We start from the raw sequence: 21,804 nt of genomic DNA, 5'->3' as shown, positions 1-21,804 counted from the left end.
TTCGAGTATAGAAGCGATTTTCGCCGCTTGCCTACCGCTTGGGCTTGAGCAGGGTACCGGTGCATTTCGGCGAACCGCACAGGCAGACCCACAGTTTCTTCAGACGCGCGGTGTGCGGCACATCGAGCACGATGCCGTAGTCATACGTGAGCTCCTCGCCAGGCTTGATCGCACGGATCGTCTCGATCACCACCCGGTCCCTGTGCGGATCGCCGCTGGCGCTTTCCTCGATCACGGCGCGGCAGTTCGGCGCACAGCTGTGATTGATCCAGCGCGCGCTGTTGCCGTGCTGGTTGGCGTCGATGATGTAGTCATCGTTGAGGGTGAACAGGAAGGTGTGGCCGGTCTCGCCGCCGTCGCCATACAGCTCGTCGGCTTCGGCATGGGTCATCAGCTTGCCCTTGTATTCGATGATCTCCTCGCCCTTGGCGATCGGGGCGGTGGCGAATACACCGTTGCCGTGGATCGGCGAGCGGCGGGCAACAAAACGTCGTGACATGCGGTAAAACCCTGCGGATAAAGAGATGATCATGCCTGTTTGCGGATGACCATGAAACTGGCTGGTCGCGACAGACCCATCGGCAGCTGCGCACCAGGTGCCGCGCGACGATCGGCGGCAGCCCCTTCCCGAGGAAATTGCATCTCCATGAAAACACGCTATGCGTTGCTTGCCCTGACCCTGCTGGGTGCCGCACCGGCCATGGCCGATACGCCTGCTCCCGCAGCCGCATTGCAACAGCTGCTCGATCGCGGCAAGCAAACCCACAGCCATGCCGTGCTGGTTATGCAGGACGGCCGCGAACTCGGCCACTACTACCCGAACGACAAGGTGCGTGGCCCGATCGAGCTGATGTCGGTGACCAAGTCGGTGGTGGCGCTTGGCATCGGCCAGTTGCTCGCCGCCGGCAAGATCAAGTCGCTCGACCAGCCGGTCGCCGACTTCTATCCGGAATGGCGGCAGGGCCGGAAGAAGGACATCACGATACGCATGCTGATGAACCACACGTCCGGCTTGCAGACCTTTCCGCGCACCGATGTCGAGGTCTACCCCGCGCCGGACGCGATCCAGCTGGCGCTGGCCGCCGAACTGGACAGCAAGCCCGGTACTGACGCCGTCTACAACAACAAGGCGGTGAACCTGCTTGCCGGCATCATCGAGAAGGCTTCAGGCGAGCCGATGGATGTGTTTTTCCGCGACGGATTGTTCAGGACCATGGACATCCATCCCGGCCGATGGGACAGGGACAGCACAGGCCATCCCTATGCGATGGCGGGCTTGCCGCTTACTGCTGCAGATCTGGCCAAGGTCGGACAGCTGGTGCTGGATCGCGGTCAATGGCATGGACAGCAACTGCTGACGGCCCGCTACGTCGACACCATGCTGGCGCCCTCCAGCCTGGAAGGACAATGTGGCCTGCTGTGGTGGCGCGAACGAGAGTGGACGCACTTCGACACTGACCCGGCCAGCTTCGACATGCTGCGCAAGCGCGGCGTTCCCGAAAACACGGTCGCCAAGCTGCAGCGCGGATTGCAAGGCGCCCATTTCGACAGCATCGCCGCCATGCATGCGGGCCTGATCAAGGCGCTTGGCCCACAGGAACCGAAGATTTTCAACGACCAGCTGATCAGCCGTGGCATTGGCCCCTACCGCCTGTTCAAGGTTGGCGAAGGTCCGATCGTGGCTTATGACGGCAACGGCGATGGCGGCCAGTATGTGGTGATCGTGCCCAAGGCCGGCCTGGTCGCGGTCCGGCAGATTGACGCGGACAACGAGCATGAAAATCAGGGTGACGGCTATGACGACTTCGTTGCGCGCGTGATTGCACTGGCCCGAGCCTCCGGCAGGCTCGAAGCCCCGACACTCTGAAAACGTCAGCGCGCAGGCTCATGTGGCTCGCTCTGGCGTAGTCACCCCCAAACGCGGTTAGAATCGACATTCAAACGATCGTTTGGAGTGTCCGTAATGCGTCTGTTGCGCTGGATTATCCCTGTCCTGCTGTTGGCTCTGGGTTTGATCGCCTGCGGGCCAGCGAAGAAGAGTGTCTATCCGCCCACGGTGAGCATCCAACAGCTGGTCGTGTTGCCGAGTGGCCAGTGGCAGCTCACAGTGCGTATCCAGAACAACAGCTACGGCGAGATGGACTTCAAGTCGCTCGACGGCCAGTTGCAGATCGCCGAACTGGTGCCGATCCGCCTGCACGAAAATTTCAAGCTGGACATCCCGGCACTTGCCGGTGACGTGATCCAGCTTGACGTATTGCCTACGACACCGATGAGCGAGGCGCTGCAGGCCATCGCCGGCAAGGGCAGCGCCGGCTCGCTGGCCTACCGCGTCAGCGGCAGCGCCAGCGCCAAGCCCGAACAGGAAAAGCAGCCGCGCGATTTCGACTTCAGCGGCAACGACTGGCTCTCGCCCGTACCGGGCATCCCCAACACCTATCGCTGACCCGCAGCGCCCACCCAACGCTCGCCACAACGCCGAACTCAAGGAATCACCATGACCATCTACAAGGCCCCGCTCGACGATCTGCGCTTTGCCCTGTTCGACGTGCTTGGCGCCGAATCGACCCTGACCTCGCTGCAGGGCGGTGAGGCACACAGCCGCGACCTGCTCGACGCGGTGCTGGAAGAAGCAGGCCGCCTCAGCGAGCAGCTGCTGGCGCCGACCAATGGGCCCGCCGACGAGGAAGGCTGCCATTTCGACAAGGCCACCCAGACGGTGACCACACCGAAGGGCTTCAAGGAAGCGTTCAAGCAGTTTGCCGAAGGTGGCTGGACCGGCCTGACCAACTCGGAAAAATATGGCGGCCAGGCGCTGCCTGGCGTGCTCGGCATCGCCACCACCGAGATTTTCCAGTCCGGCAACCTGGCCTGGAGCCTGTATCCGCTGCTATCCGAAGGTGCCACCCACGCCATGAAAATGCATGGCGAGGAATGGCAGCGCGAGCGCTTCATGAAGCCGATCGTCGAAGGCCGATGGACCGGCACCATGTGCCTGACCGAGCCACAGGCTGGTTCCGACCTCGGCCTGCTGAAGACCCGTGCCGAACCCGGTGACAACGGCATCTACAAGATCACCGGCACCAAGATCTTCATCAGCGCCGGCGAGCACGATCTCACCGAGAACATCGTGCACCTGGTGCTGGCCCGCCTGCCCGACGCGCCGGAAGGCAGTCGCGGCATCTCGATGTTCATCGTGCCGAAGTTCAAGGTCAACGAGGACGGTTCGCTCGGCGCGCGCAACACGGTTGCTGCCGGTGCGATCGAACACAAGATGGGCATCCACGCCTGCTCCACCTGCGTGATCAACCTGGACGGCGCCGAGGGTTATCTGATCGGCAAGCCGCACAAGGGCCTGATGGCGATGTTCACCATGATGAATGCGGCACGCCTGTCGGTCGGCGTGCAGGGCCTGGCGCTGGCCGAGCGCGCGTTGCAGAACAGTCTCAATTACGCACGCGAGCGCCTGCAGTCGCGTTCGCTGTCGGGTCCGAAATTTCCGGACAAGCCGGCCGACAACCTGCTGGTGCAACCCGACGTGCGCCGCATGCTGCTGACCCAGCGCGCCTTCGTCGAAGGCTCGCGCGCCCTGCTGCTATACACCGCACTGCAGACCGACATCGAATCACGCAGCAATGACGAGGCTGCACGCAAGGCAGCCGGCGAGCTGGTCGCGTTCCTGATCCCGATCGCCAAGGGCGTGGTCACCGAACTGGCGCAGGAATGCACCAAGGAAGCGCTGCAGATCTACGGCGGCCACGGCTACATCGCCGAGAACGGCATGGAACAGTTCGTCCGCGACGCCCGCATCATCACCCTGTACGAAGGCACCACCGGCATCCAGGCCGCCGACCTGCTGGGCCGCAAGATCCTCCAGCTGCAAGGTGTCGGCGCCAGGCATTTCCTCGAGGAGATCAGCGCGTTCTGTCAGAAGCACAGCACCGACGAGGCACTGCGCACGCTGATCGGACCGCTCGCCGTCGCCACCAAGCAATGGAGCGACCTCACCATGAAGCTTGCCCAGCGCGTGCAGGCCAATCCGGAGGAACTTGGCGCCGCTGCCACCGACTACCTCTACTACTCCGGTTACGTCACCCTCGCCTACCTGTGGGCACGCAGCGTGGCCGCTGTCGAAGCCGGCAGTCAGCCTCCCGCGTTCAAGCAGGCCAAGCGCGACACGGCCATGTTCTATTTCGCCCGCATCCTTCCGCGCACCCTGATGCACAAGGCGGCAATCGATGCCGGTGTCGAGACCTTGCCAGCCATCGTCTGAGACTTGCTAGGCAACCAGCAACGAAAAAGCCCGGGCAAGCCCGGGCTTTTTCGTTGGCGAATCGCGCAGGCTGCAAACAGCACGACCTCTGGCGTCAGCCTGATGTGCCGAACTTGGTCAGGTATGGCTCAGGAGCGACATCGTGCCCACGGCAAGACCGCACTTCATTGGGCACAAGCCTCTTGATACGTCTTGCCACTGATCTGCAGGTACTGCTGGATCAGCGCCTCATGGGCCTCGGCTGCCTGCATGAGTTCGCGCGCCAGGGCCTCCTGCGCGGCGGCAACGCTCGGTCGGGCCGGCACCACCGGTGGCGCTTTCGTTATCCGCAGATCGCGCGTCTCGACCTTGGCCGGTTCGGACTCAAGCAGATAGGAGATGTCGTAGGCATGGTCGGTCATGCCTGTAGCAATGCAACAGGCTTGCCAACGACCGCCCGATGAAGATCATCCAGCCAGCTCGAACTGTGTCACGCGTTTGCCGGGATCGGCTTCCACCAGGGTTACCCTGACATCTGCGCCAAGCGGCAGCGCCGATGCGCTGGACACGTTGGCCTCGATCGCCGGATCACGCACGATGACGACACCCTTGCGCGGATCGTGCTGCGTCACCTCGACGATGGCGCCATCGAAGCTCTCACCCACGCGCGACGCCAGCATTCCGGCTTCCGCCAGGTCGAGCACAGCCTTCTCGTACTGACGCGCCCGATGACCCGAGGCCTGCATCGTGGCAGGCAGGCCCGGCAATGCGGCGAGCACCCATGCGGGCACCGGCTGCTTCGCGCACAGTGCCACGCAGACCTCGCCGGTGTAGCGATCCACCAGTCGGCGCAGCGGCGCCGTGGCATGGGTGTATTCCGCAGCCAGCGCCCATTGCATCGGTTGCGCAGGCAGCTCACCGTTGAACGCCGCATAGCCGGCGCCGCGCAGCACCGTGGTGCATGCGGTCAGCATCGCGACGTGGCTGTCCCTGGTGGGATCGAGCGAGCGGATGAAATCGGGGTAGTTCTGTGCGGGCGCCCAGTCGATGCCGAGTGCCTGTGCGGTGATGCGCAGACGCTGCAGCGATTGTGCTTCGGGTTCGGGCAAGGTTCGCAGCAGACCAACCCTGGCCTGCACCATCAGCTGCGCCGCTGCCATGCCGGTCAACAGCGAAATCTGCTCGTTCCAGTCCTCGACCGCCAGACGCGCACGGAATGCCAGCGTCCATTGACCGTCGACCACGTCGATCTCCTGTTCCGGCAGCGGCAGGCTGATGCCGCCACGCTTCTGCTCGCGCTGCTGGCGCAGTTCGCCGATCTCGCGCAGCACGGCCCACATCGGATCGGCGGTGCCGGCATCGATCAACTGCTGCACACCGGCATAATTGAGCTTGGCCCGGCTGCTGACGCGGGCGCGTCGCACGTCGATGCTGGCGATCTCGCCAATCTTGTCCAGTTCGATCGTCCACAGCAGGGCGGGACGCAGCTGACCGGGCAGCAGCGAGGTGGCGCCTTCGGACAACACTTTCGGATGCAGCGGAATCTTCGCGTCCGCGCCGTACAGCGTCTCGCCGCGCCGGTTCGCTTCCAGATCGATTGGATCGCCGGCGGTGACGAAGGCCGCGACATCGGCAATCGCGTAATAGACGCGATGACCGGCATCGCTGTGCTCGACATACATCGCCTGGTCCAGATCCATCGACTCGGGCGGGTCGATCGTGATCAGCGGGATATCGGTACGATCCAGTGCCGGCAGTCGCGGATTCGCGGCGGATTGTTGCGCAGCAGCCTCGACTTCCGCCGGAAACGCCTGCGGCAGTTTCAGTTCGGCCTGGATGTCGCGCATGCCCTGCGCGAGTACCTCGTCGTCAGCCTGGATGTGGATGCGGCGGGTGGTCGACATGAGCGATCTTTCCTTGCGTGATGCCTGTCGGCAGTGCAGGGCCGGCACATCGCCCCAGCGTATGGTCATACCGTCCGGAATATACACGCGTCGTTTGGGACTACCACAGCCACCGCGCTAGGTGTAGAAACGGCAGCGTCATCCCCCGCATCCTTTCGACTGCCTCATGACCGCCACCTCCCTGCTGATCCGTCTTGCCGAAGACGATGACGAGTTCATCCTGTCGCTGGTGCCACGCTTCGTGGATTTCACGCTGCCACCTTGGCGGCGGCGGCATGAATGCGTCGAAGGCATCCGCAACGATCTGCTACGGCATCTGGAAGACCAGCCGGCGAACAGTTACCTGTTCGTGGCCGAGGACACGGATGGCGTGCGGGTCGGCTTCATCCATCTGCAGCGCACCGCGGACTTCTTCACCGGACGCAGCAATTGCCACATCTCCGACCTGGCGGTGGCGCCTCAGCATGACGGCAACGGGGTCGGCCAGGCTCTGCTCGCACATGCGGAGACGTGGGCACGCGAACATCAATGCCACCTGGTGACGCTGGCCGTGTTTCCCGGCAATGAGCGCGCACGCGCGCTCTACGAAACCACCGGCTACGCGCCGGACCTGCTGCGGCTGGCCAAGCCGGTGCGCTGAACATCCCGAAAGCGGGCAAAAAAAAGATGGTGCTTGCGCACCATCTTGTTCGAGTCCCGAATGACACTCCCAGGCTACATCGCAACGGCAGGTTGCTGTTGCGATGGCCAGGACATACTCAGTCAGTTCTTGGTTGCGCTGCCGGCCGCTTCGGCCCGCTCACGCCCGTCCAGGCGATGGGTCAGACGATCGATATTGGTCAGTGACAGGATGTGTGCGTAGATCCAGCCGAACATGCCTTCACGTGCAAACTCGAGGGCGGTCTTTTCGTCCAGCGTACGCAGCTTGTTCTCGTTGACCACGAACAAGCCATTGAGGTTGATCGACCGACCTTCCGCGCCGTCCTTGCCGTCCTTCTGCAAGCGGATATTGCGTGGCTCCAGCAGGTCATGCTTGCTGAGCTGCTCGACGAACCACTTGGTACGCGCCACGTTCTGCTGGAACTCGGAGAGGAAACCCACGGCATTGGCCAACATCTCGGTGTCGGTGCCGTCTTCCTTGAACAGACGCTCGCCTTCGGTCGTGTTGAAGCCTTCGTAGTGTTCATCGAGGAACACCGTGAAATCGTCGCCGACAACCTGGTCCGCCGGCTTCTCGGCGAGTACGAACGGATACCTGCGCACGAACGCCGGTACATAGATATTCGGCGCCCACTGGCCTTCGGCATCGACGTACAGGTTTTCGTTCTCACGCAGCCCCAGCAGGGCCACCGGGCCGGAATTTGCCGCATCCGGACCGGCGAACACGATCAGCAGATCGCGCGCGGCGACACCGAACTCGGCCCCCGTGATCGGCACTGAATGCACATTCATTGCGAACTTCGCGTTCGGCACACCCTTCAGGCGCAGATTCTTGTGCGTCTCGCGATTGAGCGGCACCGGGCGCTCGTAGAAAAGAACTTCAGCCACGTTGATTACCTCTGTCCCCCGCCGTGCCGGGTCGCCACCGAAGCGCCCCTACCAAACCCGGCGTCGGGTCTGTGTTGACTGTGAATCATATCAGCGCGGCAACGAGCCGGCGACTGCACCACGGATGGCTGGCGTGTCCCATTTGCATGCGTTTTGCAATGAAATTGGTCTATGCTGGCTCCAGACAAGCATTCTGCATCGCTGAAACGCTCTCAAGCCCTGGCTGAAGGACGATCTACATGCTGATGGAAGTGCCAACCCGGGCCGATCTCAATGCGACCCGAGTGCTCTCGCTGGACTCTGCCGGCCGCATCCTCGACTGGATCAGCTGGCAGGAGGCGGTTTGCCTGTACGTCCGCGACGCCGTGGCCTGGACCCTGGGTGACCCCTGCCTCACTGTACATGGCGGCATGAATCGCCTGCATGGCGTGCAGAGCACGATGGAACTGCACCCGATCATCGCCAGCACCGGCCGTTGCCGCGATCATGCCGTCGATCCGGCACCAGCACTGACCAATACCGCACTGTTCGCCCGCGACCGCCACCTGTGCCTGTACTGCGGCGACCATTTCACTCGCGGCGAGCTCACCCGCGACCACGTGCTGCCGATCTCCAAGCATGGCAAGGACAACTGGGAGAACGTGGTCAGCGCCTGCCTCGCCTGCAACCTGAAGAAGAGCAACCGCACCCCGCAGCAGGCCAACATGCCGCTGCTGGCGGTGCCGTACCGACCCAGCTGGGTCGAGCACCTGATCCTGTCCAATCGCAATATCCTGGCCGATCAGATGGACTTTCTGGTCAGTCATCTGCCCCGCGACCGACGCCCGCACGCTGCCTGAAAACAGGCAATGGCGCACACGCGCCCAGGTTCCGCCACTGCATTGCCCTTGCCCCGCCTCGCCGCTGGGCCAACAATACGCAGATGAACGACCTTTCCCACTACCCCCATCTGGCTCCGATCGAGACGCCGGCCGACCTGCGCCGCGTGCCCGACGACGAGCTGCCGGCCGTTGCCGACGAGCTGCGCCAGTACCTGATCGAGGCCGTGGCCAGCTCCGGTGGCCACTTCGGCGCGGGCCTGGGCGTGGTCGAGCTGACCGTGGCCCTGCATCACGAATTCGATACGCCGCACGACAGGCTGGTGTGGGACGTCGGCCACCAGTGCTATCCGCACAAGATCCTCACCGGCCGGCGCGAGCGGATCACCACGATCAAGAAGAAGGACGGACTGGCGCCGTTCCCGCGCCGCGAGGAAAGCGAGTACGACACCTTCGGCGTCGGCCATTCCTCCACTTCGATCTCGGCTGCACTGGGCATGGCGATCGCCGCGCAGCGCAAGGGCGATCATCGCAAGGTCGTCGCCGTGATCGGTGACGGCGCGATGACCGCCGGCATGGCGTTCGAGGCGCTGAACCATGGCGGCGATGTCGAGCCGAACATGCTGGTGGTGTTCAACGACAACGGCATGTCGATCAGCGAGAACGTCGGCGCGCTGACCAAGATGATGGCGCGCGCGATGGCCAGCCGTCGGCTCAACGCATGGCGCGAGCGGGCCAAGCGGGCGATCCCGAAACAGTCGTTCTTCGGCCGCTTCTTCAAGCGCTGGGAAGAACACGCCAAGGGCATGTTCGTGCCCAGCACCCTGTTCGAGGAGCTCGGCTTCCACTACACCGGCCCGATCGACGGCCACAACATCCCGCAACTGCTGCAGGCGTTGCGCACGGTGAAGAACCTGCCCGGCCCGCAGCTGCTGCACGTGATCACCACCAAGGGCAAGGGTTATGCCCCCGCCGAACAGGCGCAGATCGAGTACCACGCCGTCGGTCCGTTCGATCCGCAGGCCGGCCTTGCGAAGAAGAACGCGCCAGCCAAGCCCAGCTATACCGACATCTTCAGCGACTGGCTGTGCGACCAGGCCGCCGCGGACGAACGCCTGCTCGGGATCACCCCGGCGATGCGCGAGGGCTCCGGTCTGGTGCGTTTCTCGAAGGAATACCCGCAGCGCTATTTCGATGTGGCGATCGCCGAGCAGCACGCGGTGACGCTGGCCGCCGGCATGGCCTGCGAAGGTGCGAAACCCGTGGTCGCGATCTACTCGACCTTCCTGCAGCGCGCCTACGACCAGGCAATTCACGACGTGGCGCTGCAGAACCTCGACGTCACCTTCGCGATCGATCGCGCCGGTGTAGTCGGTCCGGACGGTGCGACCCATTCGGGCAGTTTCGATCTGTCGTTCCTGCGCTGCCTGCCGAACATGCTGATCATGGCGCCGGCCGACGAAAACGAATGCCGCATGATGTTGAGCACCGGCTTCCAGTACCACGGCCCCGCTGCGGTGCGTTACCCGCGCGGCAACGGTCCGGGCGCCGCAATCCACCAGTCCCTCGATACCTTGCCGATCGGCAAGGCCGAATTGCGCCGCCGCGGCCGTGGTCTGGCCCTGCTGAGTTTCGGCACGATGCTGGCGCCGGCCGCCACGATCGCCGCCGAACTCGACGCCACACTGATCAACATGCGCTTCGTGAAGCCCCTGGACGAGGCGATGATCCTTGAGCTGGCGAGGAGCCACGATGCCTTCGTCACACTGGAAGACAACGCGATCGCCGGGGGTGCGGGTTCGGCGGTAGCCGAATGCCTGGCTGCGCACGGCGTCACCTTGCCGATCCTGCATCTCGGCCTGCCAGACCTGTATCTGGAGCACGGCAGCCGCGAGGAAGTGCTGAGCATGGCCGGCCTCGACCTGCCCGGTATCCGCAACGCGATACGTGCCCGCTTCCCGCAGGCGGGCATGCTCAACCAGGCCAACGCCTGAGCCAGCCGGCGTCGCAGCCGACCGGTGAGGTGACTCGCGGGATGTAGATTGCGCCAGCCTGCGGGCTGGCGCAGTTGTGACCGTGAGGAGTTTCGCAATCCATGACTGGATGGCTGATCCGTATTGTCGATGCAAGTCGGCGACATGCCATGGCTTTGGTGCTGGCCTTCGCCGTGCTGACTGCCGTCTGCACCTGCTACGCGGCCGGCCATCTCGGCATTGATTCGGATACCGACCACATGTTCGCCACCAGCCTGCCGTGGCGACAGCATCAGCTGGCCTTCGGCCGCGAGTTTCCGCAGTTCGATAACTTGCTGGTCGCGGTCGTGCGTGGTGCGACGCCGGAAGAAACCGATCAGGCGGCGGCCGCGCTGGCCACCACGCTGCGTGCCGATCGGCAGCACTTCCATGATGTGACGCGGCCGGACGCCGACCCATTCTTCCGGCATGAAGGGCTGCTCCTGCTTGGCCCGGACGACCTGGCCACGCTGCTCGATTCGCTGATGGCAGCGCAGCCACTGCTCGGCCCGCTGGCCAGCGACCCGTCGGCACGCGGACTGCTGCAGGGCGTGTCGTTGATGGCCGAAGGCGTTCGCATCGAACATGCTGACCTGAGTGCCTACAACACGGCGCTGCGACAGCTCCAGCAGGTACTCGAGCATGCCGCTGCCGGACAGCCGGAACCGCTGTCGTGGCAATCGCTGCTGGGCTCGGATATCACCCGGCAAACCGACAATATGCGCCTGCTGCTGATGCATCCCGTGCTGGAAGCGGACTCGTTGCAACCGGGCCTTGCCGCCACCCAGGCGCTGGAGCATGCCAGCGCCGCGCTGCCAAGCGTGCGCAGCGGCCGCGTACGAGTGAACTACACCGGCTCGGTGGCGCTGTCGGACGTGCAGTTCGGCGCGCTGACCGAGGGCATCGTCGCCAGCACGCTGGTCAGCCTCGCCCTGTTGGCTCTGTGGCTTTACCTGGCCCTGCGCTCATGGCGGCTGATCGTACCGATCCTGTTGACCTTGCTGGTCGGTTTTGCGCTCACGATCGGCTTCGCTGCACTCGCCATCGGCACGCTGAATCTGATCTCGGTGGCATTTGCCGTGCTGTTCGTGGGCCTTGCCGTGGACTTCGCGATCCAGTTCGCCGTGCGCCTGCGTGAGGAGCGCTTGCATCAACCTGCACTGGCTGACGCGTTGAGCGGAACCGCCCGCGCGGCGGGTGCACAGATCGCAGTGGCTGCCGTGGCGATCGCCTGTGGCTTCCTCGCATTCGCACCGACCGCCTTCGTCGGGGTGGCCGAACTGGGACTGATCGCCGGTGTGGGCATGGGGCTGGCCCTGCTCTGCACGCTGAGCTTGCTGCCTGCGCTGTTATGGCTGTTCCAGCCTCGCGACCAGAACCGCGATCTGGCGCTCCCATTCGGCGTTGCGTGGGACGCACTGCTGCAGCGGCATCGCATCGCCGTACTCGGCCTGTTCGCCGTACTCACCGTGGCGGGTACGGTCGCTGCTGCGCGCATGCCGTTCGATGCCAATCCGCTGCACACACAGAACCCCGACTCGGAGCCGATGCGCACGCTGTACAGCCTGGCGGGCAACCCGGCCACGAACCCGTTCAACATCGACATCATGGCGCCCGACCTCGCCCATGCACGTGCACTCGGCGATCGCCTCGCGCACCTGCCGGAAGTGTCCAGCGTGATCTCCGGGGCTACCTTCGTGCCCGCGGATCAACCGGCACAGCTCGACCAGCTGCAACAGGCACAGGATCTGCTGCTGCCCTCGCTGGATCCAGAGGGCCAGCCACCCGCGGTGACGCCCGCGGCGCTGCACGCGGCCATCGCCGACACCCGTGACGCGATCGCGCGAGCCAGCATCAGCCTGCCTGCCGATTCACCACTGCGTGGCATCGATGCCGCACTGCTGCAATTGAACGGTGCACCGGATACTCGCCTGCTGGCAATGAACGAAGCGGTCACCCGTTTCCTGCCCGACGAACTGGCCAGTCTGCGTGATGCGCTGAACGCTGCGCCGGTTACCTTGCAGAACCTGCCCGCCTCGATCCGTCGCGACTGGTTTGCCGCGGATGGGCGGGTGCATATGCAGGTTTCACCGACCGCCGCTGCCCACGACACCGCCGGGTTGCATCGCTTCGTCAACGCCGTGCAGGCGATCGCGCCGGACGCGGGCGGCCCCGCGGTCACCACGATCGCCTCGGCCGACACCATCATGCACGCGTTCCTCCAGGCTGCCGTGCTGGCCACGCTGGCGATCGCCGTGGTGCTGCTGATCGCACTGCGCCACCTGCGCGACACCGGCATCGTGCTGCTTACGCTGACGATGTCGGGTCTGCTCACCGCGTTGCTGGCACAGCTGGCCGGCATGGCCATCAACTACGCCAACATCATCGCGCTGCCGCTGTTGCTCGGTGTCGGCGTCTCGTTCAATGTGTACTTCGTGATGAACTGGCGCGCGGGCATACGCCAGTTCGTCGGCTCGGCCTCGGCGCGTGCGGTGCTGTTCTCCGCACTCACCACCGGCACCGCGTTCGGCTCGCTGGCGCTGTCGCATGACCGTGGCATGGCCAGCATGGGCAGCCTGCTCCTGCTAAGCCTGGTCGCCGTGCTTCTGGCGACCTTCGCCTTCCTGCCCGCCCTGCTCTACACGTTGGCACCAGCTAGAAAGGCACGTTGACCGAAACACCGAGCGTGCGCGGCGTGGACAGCTGCACCAGCATCGGGCCACCCACGCTGGCGAGGAAACTGACCGACTCGGAGTTGAGCGTGCCAATCGCCACCCGACGATCCAGCGCGTTGCGAAGGTAAAGATCCACGCTGACACCGCTGTGCAAGGTCATGCCGGTGTCGAGATCGAGCATGGCGAAACCCGGCAGGTTGAAGTCGGGGTCGCTCGAATCACCTTCGAAGCCGGCGTTGCGCTGGCTCGACAGACGCAGGTTGGCGCCTGCATAGGCTGCATCGCCGGCCAGCCGGAAGTTGTACTTCGCGGCAAGCGTGGCTGTTTCCCTGGCTGAATACGGCAGCCGCGCACCGTCCTCGATGCCCTGCTGCGGATTGCCCTGCAGCGTGCGCGCATCGGTGTATGCACCGGAACCACTGAGCTGCCACGGTCCGGTTGCATAGGTGACCTGCAATTCGAGGCCATCGATCCTCGAATCACCGGCATTCTCGATGATCGCGTTGCCGACCGTGTAGGTGATCAGCTGCATGTTGTGCCACTCGATGTCATAGGCATCGATGCCCACGTTCAGACGGCCATCCAGATGGCTGCCCTTGTAGCCGAGTTCATAGCTCTGCAGCGTATCCGAGCCGAAGGTGTCCTTCGCGTTCGGGTTGGAGCCGAAGACCGTGCTCTGCACCGGCGCCTGCAAGCCGCCGGGACGGTAGCCGGTCGAAGCGCGCATGTAGTAGCTGTGGGTCGTGTCGGGACGATAGCTGGCGGTGAGCATCTTGGTGATGTCGTCGCTGACCATGCTCTCGCGGAAACCGCCCGGGCTGCCGGCTACCGAGCCATCCTCGAAATTGGAAAGGTGCTGCGAGTTGCCGCTGGCGCGCACACCAGCGGCCAGGTCGATCGTCGGGGTGATATGCCAGGTCACGTCACCATAGCCGGCATATTCCTGGTAGCGGGAATTCACCCGCTGCGCCAGCAGGATGCTCTGGCCCGGCGGCGGCAGGTTCGCACCTTCCAGCGCGTACTGCTCCCACTCGTCCTCGCGGTTGAACCACAGGCCCGCCAGCCAGTCGAAGTGATCGCCCTTGCGCGAGGTCAGGCGGATCTCCTGCGAGGCCTTGTGCACGTTGTATTGGGAATCGACATAGAGCGAACTGAGTGCGCTGTCGCCACCGAGCGCGGGATAGAGCTGGTTGTACAGGACCAGGAATCCATCCGGATAATCCTGCACGCTGTGGTTGACGAAATTCTGGTACGAGCTGATCCAGTCCAGGTTGGCCCAGCCAAAGTCGTAGCCGGCATGGAACGAATACAGCTGAAGGGTCTGCGTGAACGGCTCACGATGATTGAGCTGGCGGTTATAGGGGCCGCCTGATAGAGGCTGGCCGGTAGCCAGCGAATAGTCCGCCATCGACAGGCCATCGGCGGCGATACGCTGGACCATCGCACTGAGGTTGAAAGTGAGCTTGTCGGTCGGGTCGACCTCAAGTTGTGCACGCACGCCCTGGGTATGCGTGCGGTCGTCACCATGGGACGGCGTTTCGCCCACCGCGCGGTATAGCCCGGCACTGTGCTGATCCATGACCGATACGCGCAATGCCGCCTTGTCCTGCACCAGCGGGATATTCAGCGTGGCCCGCTCGGTGTAATTCATGCCGGCTTGCTGGGTATGCGAGATGTCGAAACCCGCCGACCCGGAAAACCCGCTGGCATCGGGCTTGTTGGTGACGTACTTGACCAGGCCGCCCATCGAGCCGGCGCCGTACAGCGTGCCCTGCGGGCCGTACAGGAACTCGATGTGATCCAGATCCATCAACGCCGCATCAAACACGAAGGTGGCGGCCGAGGCATACTCGGTACTGCCACCAACCGGCACGTCGTCCATGTACACCGATACGGTGGGACTGGTCTGGTTGCCGGTGGACACGCCACGCATGATCAGCTCGCCTTCACCGGCACCGCCCGAGCTGGCGAAGAACACTCCCGGCTGGTACGAAACATAGTCGCTGAGCGTGCGGGCGCCGACCTTCTGCAGGTCTGAAGCCTGCACCGTGTCCACATGCATCGGTACCTCGCGCGATGGCTCACGCCGGCGGTTCGCGGTGACGATGATCTCGCCCAGTGTCGTTGCCGGCTTTGCTTTTGATGCGCGACTGTCGCCCGCTGGGGGTGCAGTGCTTGCACTGGTCGAATTCGGAGACGATTGCGCGGCGACCAGCACCGGAATGCAAAGCAGCGATACGCCGATCATGCGCTGCCAGCGATTAATCACCGCATAAGGCCTGCGGCCTGCACCACCTGAAGCGCTACCCGAATGAAATTGCATGGATCTGCATCCTCATCTGGCACAGATAATTCTGGCGCGGATAGCGGAAAGCCAAGGCCTGCCGGAAACCGACCGCGAACGACGTGCGGTCGTCAGCTTAGCGCGACCGTCAGCCGTGCACTACCTGCAAGCCGGGAGAGTCTTCAGTTTCAACAATCCATCACGCACCATGGACTCCCGCGATCAGCGACGACCACCGCTGACCCGGTCGCGTCGCTCCAGATCCTGTGCCGTGAAGACATCGGCATAACCGGCATCGGCAAGAAGTGCGCGGACCGCGTCCCCCTGGTTCCAGCCGTGTTCGAACAACAGCCAGCCACCCGCGTGAAGGTGCGCACGTGCATCACACACGATGCGGCGGATGTCGTCGAGGCCATCATGGCCGGAGGCGAGCGCGCTGACCGGTTCGAAGCGCAGGTCACCCTGGACCAGGTGCGGGTCGCCAGCTTCGATGTACGGTGGATTGGAAACGATCAGGTCGAAGTACTGACCAGCCAGCGGCGTCATCCAGTCACCGTGCAGGAAGGTGAGGTTGCCGATGCCATGAGTTTGCGCATTGCGCCGGGCAACCTCGAGTGCCGCGGTACTGGCATCGGTGGCGACTACCTGCGCGCGTGGACGCTCAAGCGCGATCGCCAGCGCGATTGCGCCACTGCCCGTGCCGAGATCCGCCATGCTGCAGGCAATGTCGGGTGGCAATCGCAAAAGCGCCTGCTCGACCAACAGCTCGGTTTCCGGACGCGGAATCAGTGTTGCCGGACTGACCTCAAGCTCCATGGACCAGAAGCCACGATGACCGGTGATATAGGCCACTGGCTCACCCTGCAACCTGCGCGCGACCAGCGCGGTGTAAGTTGTCTGGATTTTCGCATCCAGCGCGTCGTCAGCATGCGCAAACAACCAGCTTCGCGGTTTCTGCAGTGCGTGCAGCAACAGCAGCTCGGCATCCATACGTTCACCGAGCTGCTGAGTGGCCGCAGCCAATACGCTGCGAACATCAGGCATCTTGCGCTGGCTCCGTCGATGACGGTGGCAACTGCGGCGGCACGACTCCTGGTTTGGGCTCGGGTTTGCGCCAATAGCCGCCACGCGTCCACGCGTCGAAGGCCCAGCGCAGCCAGCCGATCAGCGCATTGGCCAGCCAAAGGGCCCACGCCAGCATGGCGAGCTTGTAGACCCACAACGAAACACTGAACACGCCGCCGCTCGGCAACACACCGGCACTCTGGTCGGCAAACCAGCGCAGGCTCCATGCGCTTGAGTCGTTGCCGGCCACATGCATGTCCGGCAAGCCGAGCAACCCCTTCGGCACCGCAGCGATCAGCACGGCCAGCGCCAGCAGCGTGAGTGCAACAAGTCCGAGCTGCAGCAGGTTGAACTTCGTTGAACCCAGCGATGCCGAGGGTGTGTTGCGCGCACGCAACCCCAGCAGGATCAGCCAGACCACCACCAGCGCATATGCGCTCCACGCAAAGGCGGAGAAACCCAGCCCGAGCAACAGCCAATGGTGAAAGCGCAGCGGCGTCGGTGCGTAGCGGGCGAGCAACCACGCAGCCAGCAGAAGCACGATCAACTGCGACCAGTACAGCACGGCCGGGCCCACCGTCGGCCCCCATGTCCACAACACCCAGCGATCCTGCGGCAACTGCAGCGAGAGATCGATATTCGCCACTGGCGCGTGCAGGTCGAAGACCGGTGTGCGCATGGATGCGGCAACTCCATTCGGCTCACGCAGACGTAGCGTATAAGCGTGCTCGCCTGGCAACAGCGGCAGGCCGAGCCTGCCATCGCGCACAGCAAGATTGATCGATTCATCGTCGCGCTTCGCATCCAGCAATTCGCTGCCGACAGGCAGACTGATCGCATGCTCGCCGCCGCGGGTGCTGCGTGCCTGCAGGCTCAGCGTGACTTCGCTGGCACGTTCGCCCGTCGCACTGGTCAGTTCCACGCTGTCGAAAGCAAGGCTGTCACCTGCCACCGCCACCGGCTGGCTGAGAACGAGCTGCAAGCTCTCGCCAGGCAATGGCTGGAAGCGCAGGCCGTCATCGCTGGCACTGGCCGGTACACCCTTGGCCTCGACATGCCACATCGGCGCCGCATGCACTTCCCATACTTCGGCGCGCTCGCCCAGGGCCGGTGCCTGCAGCGAGAGTTGCGCCGCGTGATCGAGACGGCTGGTCCAGCGCACCACATTGCTGTTCGCGTTGAAGGTGACACTGATGCGGCCGTCCTTGACCAGCACATCATCGCCCAGCGGATGCTCGCCGGGCAGCAGCGGCAGCGTGGCACTGAAACCGCCCTGCTGTGGCGCGATACGCTCGACCTGGTTTTCCACCACCCAATCAACGCCCAGTGCCAAGCTTCGGGTCAGCCGCACATACGGCGGAAAACTCTGCACGGCCGGCAGACTCTTGCCATCACTGGCGGTGCGCACGCGATGCAACGCGATGCTGTCGCCCAACGGACGACCATCGTCGACACCATCCAGCGACCAGTCCTGACCACTAAATACGATGCGCTGCGGACGTACGGTGAAACGCAGGTTGGCACTGTCTGCCGCGCCGATGCGGTAGTGCAGGCTGATCCGATGCACCCCGCGATCCAGCCGCACCAGCAACCGATCGTTGCTTCGCGTGAGTACCGCGTCGGCATGACCGTCCACGCTGACGTCGGACAGTTGCAGCGCATCGTCGCCCTGTGGCAAGGGCAACGCGATCGGCGCACCAACATGCGTTTCCAGTTCCACATCGAACAGATCGCCGCTGGCCTGCAGCTGGGCCTGTGCAATGGCGGCGCACGCCGGCACGCACTTCGGCGCCTCGGTAAGCCGATTGCGCAGCTGGTCCAGCAACTGCTGGCTCGGCAGGCTCTGCGCATGCGCACCATGCGGCAACAGTGCAAAGGCAAGCAGGACAGCACCCATCACACCGCCGCCACGCCAATCGCGCCAGCGACCACGCAAGGGCAACAGCAGGGTAGTCACCAGCTTCGCCAGCAGGGCTGCCAACAGGCCAACCATCGCCACGCGCAACAGGCGCACCAGCCAAGCAGACGCGATCACCAGGCGCGTGCTCTGTTCCGGCGTCACCGGCCCGGACCAGCCAAGACGATAGTTGTTGCCTTCATCCCAGTGCGGCGTGCCGGCGCCAGCCTGGATCAACGCACGATTGTCCTGCTCCGAGCTCACCAGTGTGGAGACCGATACCTTGGAACCCGTCACGACCACGCTCTCCAATTTTCCCGATGCGACAACGCCCGCAGCATCCGTCGCCGGCGAAGCGACGGCATTGCTGCTGATTTCTTCGACGGGCGGTGGCGGTGGCGGTTCAGCTGGTGCTGGCATCATCTGCCGCATGACCAGAGGCGACGGTTGCTTCATCGCCGCATTCGCATATCTATCACCCGGCGCTGGCGGCTCGATGTAATTTGCCGAGACGACCCGGTTCTGGTTGACCCCTTCCAGCTGCGGATGCAGGGCGTCCTGCAGCTGTGTCGCGACGAAGGGCAAGGTCCACAACAGTGCCAGTGCGAAGACAGCTACCGCGCCGATGCGTGCAACTGATCTCAGGCGCCCTTCCGGCAGCGCACGCAACAGCAATGTCAACGCCAGCACGACCGCCAGCGTCCACAGCGGCGCGGTGCTTTCGTGCTGTGCCAATGTGAGATAAGCAGCCACCAGAACAGCCCATGGCCAGCCGAGCAGGCGCCCTGCCAGCAGCGCAATCAGTGCCACCACAAAAAGGTCGAGCAGGCTCCATTGCGCCACCCACGAGTCGGGCGAGCGATCGACACCGCTTGCCCCGAGCAGGCGGTAGCCATACGGCAGATGCAGGGTGGCGTCGATCCCTTCCAGTGGAAGTTTCCATCCCGAACTCGGGATCGCACCACCATGCGCCGGCAGTCGCATGCCTGCGTCGAGGTTGAGCTTCTGGTCACGCAGCTCGATCCCACTCAGGCCATCCGCGCCCCTGGTGACCAGCAGCGGGTTGTCGTCCTGTGCGGCACGCTGCAGCTGCCACGGTGCGGCTACATCCAGCCGCTGATGATGGTGAAGCTCACCGCTGAGATGATCGGCGACGCTGAGACCAGCGCCATCGAAGTCCAGCCACAGCTGGCGCTGCAGATGCAGCTGATCGCCCTGGCCACCCTCATCGCCGCGGTTGCCCTGCTCGATCGCCAGACCGGCGGCATCGTCCAGCACATAGGCGGGAAGATCGGCCCAGTCGCCCGGTACGCCCGCCTGCGAGGCGTCAGTCGCACTACCTTCCGCGCGCGTGCTGCGCAGCGCCGTATCGTCGGCATAACTCCAGATTTCCTGACGCGGCCACGGTGCCGCCGGCAACTTCAACGCGACCCTGCTCAACGGATCGATGCTGCGCGAAGCCAGCGTGACCGTCCATTGTCCCGGACGCAGCTGCACGCGCAACTGGCCATCGTTCTCCAGTCGTGCCGGCAGATCGCCCGACAAGACCGTCGCCACGAAGCCGGCCGGCAGCACCGGACCCAGCAGCTGCTCGCGTGCTGTGCCGGTAACGTTCAACTGCAGCCGCGTTTCCAGCATGGCAGGCAGGCCGTCTTCGAGGCGCCGGTATACGCGCAGCGACAAGGCATCGGCAGCGCGCTGTGTCGCAGCAGCTTCGCCGAGAGTGAGCTGGTCGCCGTTGCGCTCGATCCGCGTCACCGCCGCGCCATCGACGCTCAGCGTGACCAGCCCGATCGTCGCCGGCACGCGCAGGCGTGCCGGGCGTGCCGCCCACGGCAAGCTTCCGCGCAGCTGATAATCGCCTGGCGCCAGCCACAACATCGGCTGGCCGCCTCGTTGCAACACGATGGCTGGTTGGTTGTTCGTGCTCACCTGCTGCGGCCAGTTCTTGTCGTCGCCCGGCAGCGCCACCCAGCTCGGCGCGTCCACATGCACGTTCAGGCTGAAGTGTCCGCCGTCCTGACTTGCGTCGAGCGTCAAGCGGCCCGGCCACGCACATTGGTAACTGCCTTCATTCGGCATCTGGTTGGCGAGAAACGGGCAGTCGTGCCGTGGCACATCGTGCAGCACCCAACCCTGCCAGTCGCGCAACGGCGGCGGTACATCCTGTGCCAGCAACGTCGTGGCAAGCAGCAGCCACAGACTCAGCAACCCAAAGCCCAGCAACCCTGGCGATCGACGAAGCATGCGTTTCTCCCTGTGTGCCCGCGAGGCCGGCACAGTGTAAGTGGTACACGGCAGGCACACAGCAGCAACTGCATCCCGAGAGAGTCGTTGCTCGTATCTGCATGCATGTCAGCTCAACCTCTGATGAAACGCAGCCTGCTGCGTAACGGGGTTAACCGTTCAGCTCCATCGGTTCAGCTGCGCACCGGCTCGATCGCCTGGGTGATCGCCTCGAATACCCATTGTCGAAACCAGATATGCGCGCGGTCGTCGTCTTTCGACGCGTGCCAGTAGGCCAGGATCGGGAATGCCTTCAGCCGGATCGGCAAGGGCTGCACGGCAATCGGCAGCAACGTGGCCAGGTGGTTGGCATACGAGCGCGGCACGGTCAGCAGCATCTGCGTGGCTGCCGCAATCTGGCAGGCGGAAAAGTAGTGCTGGCAGACCAGCTGCACGTGACGGAACATGCCGTTCTGGCCGAGCAGCATATCCAGCGCATTGGCCTCGCCCAGCGCCGACACGGCGACATGCCGGGCGCTCATGTACTCGCTGCGCCTGAGTTGGGTGGCGCACGGATGATCGGCGCACATCACCACAACCAGTGACTCGTCGAGCAGACGCTTGCGGGAAATGTGCGCACTGGCGCGCAGCGGTCGATCCACCACCAGATCGACCGTGCCCGCGGCCAGCTCCCGTTCCACATCATCGGCGGCAACGCGACGACTGACCACGCGCAACTGCGGTGCATGCTGCTCGATCCGTGCCAGCAGCGAAGGCAGCGCAATCGATTCGAGGATGTCGCGAAAACCCACGGTCAACTCGAGATCCAACTGCGCCGGATCGAAGCGCGGCTGCGCGTGCGCGCTGGCATGCAGGCCCTTCAGGTGCAGTTGCACCGCCGGCATCATCGTGCGCACCTTTTCGGTCGGCAGCAGCCGATTGCCCTGACGCACGAACAGCGGGTCGCCGAGCTGATCGCGCAGGCGTTGCAAGGCATGCGTGACCGCCGGCTGGGTCAGGTGCAGCACACGCGCGGCGGCGCTGACGCCGCCATGGCTGTAGATCGCGTCGAGCACGCGAAACAGATTCAGGTCGATGCGGTTGTCGGTGCGGTCCACGTACT

Annotated in this window: 15 protein-coding genes; 7 read left to right on the top strand and 8 right to left on the bottom strand. The window is 64.2% G+C overall.

Annotation, left to right across the window (positions count from 1 at the left end):
* Nucleotides 1-31: 31 nt before the first annotated feature.
* Nucleotides 32-499, bottom strand: a complete 468-nt coding sequence (locus B0E51_RS03835; RefSeq protein WP_077443512.1) for an SET domain-containing protein-lysine N-methyltransferase — start codon at nucleotides 497-499, stop codon at nucleotides 32-34.
* Nucleotides 500-646: 147 nt separating this feature from the next.
* On the opposite strand from B0E51_RS03835, the gene B0E51_RS03830 reads away from it, so the two are divergent.
* From B0E51_RS03830 to B0E51_RS03820, 3 genes are all read left to right on the top strand, one after another.
* A complete protein-coding gene (locus B0E51_RS03830) occupies nucleotides 647-1,867 on the top strand; it encodes a serine hydrolase (protein WP_077443511.1) in 1,221 nt (406 codons plus the stop codon).
* Between the two features lie 96 nt (nucleotides 1,868-1,963).
* The gene (locus B0E51_RS03825) at nucleotides 1,964-2,446 is read left to right on the top strand and encodes a hypothetical protein (protein ID WP_077443510.1); all 483 of its coding nucleotides are present in this window, start codon (nucleotides 1,964-1,966) and stop codon (nucleotides 2,444-2,446) included.
* 51 nt (nucleotides 2,447-2,497) lie between these two features.
* Nucleotides 2,498-4,273: an acyl-CoA dehydrogenase C-terminal domain-containing protein gene (locus B0E51_RS03820; RefSeq protein WP_077443509.1), complete on the top strand. Its 1,776-nt coding sequence runs from the start codon at nucleotides 2,498-2,500 to the stop codon at nucleotides 4,271-4,273.
* Between the two features lie 164 nt (nucleotides 4,274-4,437).
* Here the strand turns inward: B0E51_RS03820 and B0E51_RS03815 are convergent, their stop codons facing one another.
* The gene (locus B0E51_RS03815; RefSeq protein ID WP_077443508.1) at nucleotides 4,438-4,674 is read right to left on the bottom strand and encodes a hypothetical protein; all 237 of its coding nucleotides are present in this window, start codon (nucleotides 4,672-4,674) and stop codon (nucleotides 4,438-4,440) included.
* 45 nt (nucleotides 4,675-4,719) lie between these two features.
* Entirely contained in the window at nucleotides 4,720-6,156 is a 1,437-nt protein-coding gene (locus B0E51_RS03810; RefSeq protein WP_077443507.1) for an RNB domain-containing ribonuclease, read from the bottom strand.
* A 166-nt stretch (nucleotides 6,157-6,322) separates the two neighbouring features.
* Between B0E51_RS03810 and B0E51_RS03805 the strand changes: the two genes are divergently transcribed.
* A complete protein-coding gene (locus tag B0E51_RS03805) occupies nucleotides 6,323-6,796 on the top strand; it encodes a GNAT family N-acetyltransferase (RefSeq protein WP_077443506.1) in 474 nt (157 codons plus the stop codon).
* Nucleotides 6,797-6,918: 122 nt separating this feature from the next.
* On the opposite strand, the gene B0E51_RS03800 is transcribed toward B0E51_RS03805, so the two are convergent.
* Nucleotides 6,919-7,704: a SapC family protein gene (locus B0E51_RS03800; protein WP_077443505.1), complete on the bottom strand. Its 786-nt coding sequence runs from the start codon at nucleotides 7,702-7,704 to the stop codon at nucleotides 6,919-6,921.
* A 239-nt stretch (nucleotides 7,705-7,943) separates the two neighbouring features.
* On the opposite strand from B0E51_RS03800, the gene B0E51_RS03795 reads away from it, so the two are divergent.
* The 3 genes from B0E51_RS03795 (at nucleotide 7,944) to B0E51_RS03785 (ending at nucleotide 13,206) form a co-directional block, all read left to right on the top strand.
* Entirely contained in the window at nucleotides 7,944-8,543 is a 600-nt protein-coding gene (locus B0E51_RS03795) for an HNH endonuclease (protein ID WP_077443504.1), read from the top strand.
* Between the two features lie 83 nt (nucleotides 8,544-8,626).
* Nucleotides 8,627-10,516 carry a 1-deoxy-D-xylulose-5-phosphate synthase gene (gene dxs / locus B0E51_RS03790; protein WP_077443503.1) on the top strand — a complete coding sequence of 630 codons (1,890 nt, stop codon included), beginning with the start codon at nucleotides 8,627-8,629 and terminating at the stop codon, nucleotides 10,514-10,516.
* Between the two features lie 101 nt (nucleotides 10,517-10,617).
* Nucleotides 10,618-13,206, top strand: coding sequence for an MMPL family transporter (locus B0E51_RS03785; protein WP_077443502.1), 2,589 nt, complete (start codon nucleotides 10,618-10,620; stop codon nucleotides 13,204-13,206).
* Here the strand turns inward: B0E51_RS03785 and B0E51_RS03780 are convergent.
* From B0E51_RS03780 to B0E51_RS03765, 4 genes are all read right to left on the bottom strand, one after another.
* On the bottom strand, nucleotides 13,190-15,532 hold the full coding sequence (locus tag B0E51_RS03780) for a TonB-dependent receptor plug domain-containing protein (RefSeq protein WP_077443501.1): 2,343 nt from the start codon (nucleotides 15,530-15,532) through the stop codon (nucleotides 13,190-13,192). The two genes, B0E51_RS03785 and B0E51_RS03780, sit on opposite strands and share 17 nt — an antisense overlap.
* A 183-nt stretch (nucleotides 15,533-15,715) precedes the next feature.
* Nucleotides 15,716-16,537 carry a peptide chain release factor N(5)-glutamine methyltransferase gene (prmC, locus tag B0E51_RS03775; RefSeq protein WP_077443500.1) on the bottom strand — a complete coding sequence of 274 codons (822 nt, stop codon included), beginning with the start codon at nucleotides 16,535-16,537 and terminating at the stop codon, nucleotides 15,716-15,718.
* Nucleotides 16,530-20,702, bottom strand: coding sequence for a hypothetical protein (locus B0E51_RS03770; RefSeq protein ID WP_077443499.1), 4,173 nt, complete (start codon nucleotides 20,700-20,702; stop codon nucleotides 16,530-16,532). The genes prmC and B0E51_RS03770 overlap by 8 nt, the downstream gene beginning before the upstream one ends.
* Before the next feature lie 173 nt (nucleotides 20,703-20,875).
* Nucleotides 20,876-21,799: a LysR family transcriptional regulator gene (locus B0E51_RS03765; RefSeq protein ID WP_077443498.1), complete on the bottom strand. Its 924-nt coding sequence runs from the start codon at nucleotides 21,797-21,799 to the stop codon at nucleotides 20,876-20,878.
* Between the last annotated feature and the right edge of the window lie 5 nt (nucleotides 21,800-21,804).

The organism is Rhodanobacter sp. C05 (genome assembly GCF_002001165.1).
Taxonomy (GTDB): Bacteria; Pseudomonadota; Gammaproteobacteria; order Xanthomonadales; family Rhodanobacteraceae; genus Rhodanobacter.
Note: the sequence above shows the minus strand (reverse complement) of the source record. Positions and strands in the feature narration are given on the sequence as shown.

Excerpts from the sequence above, each read along its gene's own strand:
- dxs (WP_077443503.1), top strand. The coding sequence starts at position 8,627 with ATGAACGACCTTTCCCACTACCCCCATCTGGCTCCGATCGAGACGCCG.
- B0E51_RS03785 (WP_077443502.1), top strand. The coding sequence starts at position 10,618 with ATGACTGGATGGCTGATCCGTATTGTCGATGCAAGTCGGCGACATGCC.
- B0E51_RS03780 (WP_077443501.1), bottom strand. The coding sequence starts at position 15,532 with ATGCAATTTCATTCGGGTAGCGCTTCAGGTGGTGCAGGCCGCAGGCCT.
- B0E51_RS03830 (WP_077443511.1), top strand. The coding sequence starts at position 647 with ATGAAAACACGCTATGCGTTGCTTGCCCTGACCCTGCTGGGTGCCGCA.
- B0E51_RS03805 (WP_077443506.1), top strand. The coding sequence starts at position 6,323 with ATGACCGCCACCTCCCTGCTGATCCGTCTTGCCGAAGACGATGACGAG.
- B0E51_RS03825 (WP_077443510.1), top strand. The coding sequence starts at position 1,964 with ATGCGTCTGTTGCGCTGGATTATCCCTGTCCTGCTGTTGGCTCTGGGT.
- B0E51_RS03810 (WP_077443507.1), bottom strand. The coding sequence starts at position 6,156 with ATGTCGACCACCCGCCGCATCCACATCCAGGCTGACGACGAGGTACTC.
- prmC (WP_077443500.1), bottom strand. The coding sequence starts at position 16,537 with ATGCCTGATGTTCGCAGCGTATTGGCTGCGGCCACTCAGCAGCTCGGT.
- B0E51_RS03820 (WP_077443509.1), top strand. The coding sequence starts at position 2,498 with ATGACCATCTACAAGGCCCCGCTCGACGATCTGCGCTTTGCCCTGTTC.
- B0E51_RS03770 (WP_077443499.1), bottom strand. The coding sequence starts at position 20,702 with ATGCTTCGTCGATCGCCAGGGTTGCTGGGCTTTGGGTTGCTGAGTCTG.
- B0E51_RS03835 (WP_077443512.1), bottom strand. The coding sequence starts at position 499 with ATGTCACGACGTTTTGTTGCCCGCCGCTCGCCGATCCACGGCAACGGT.
- B0E51_RS03795 (WP_077443504.1), top strand. The coding sequence starts at position 7,944 with ATGCTGATGGAAGTGCCAACCCGGGCCGATCTCAATGCGACCCGAGTG.
- B0E51_RS03815 (WP_077443508.1), bottom strand. The coding sequence starts at position 4,674 with ATGACCGACCATGCCTACGACATCTCCTATCTGCTTGAGTCCGAACCG.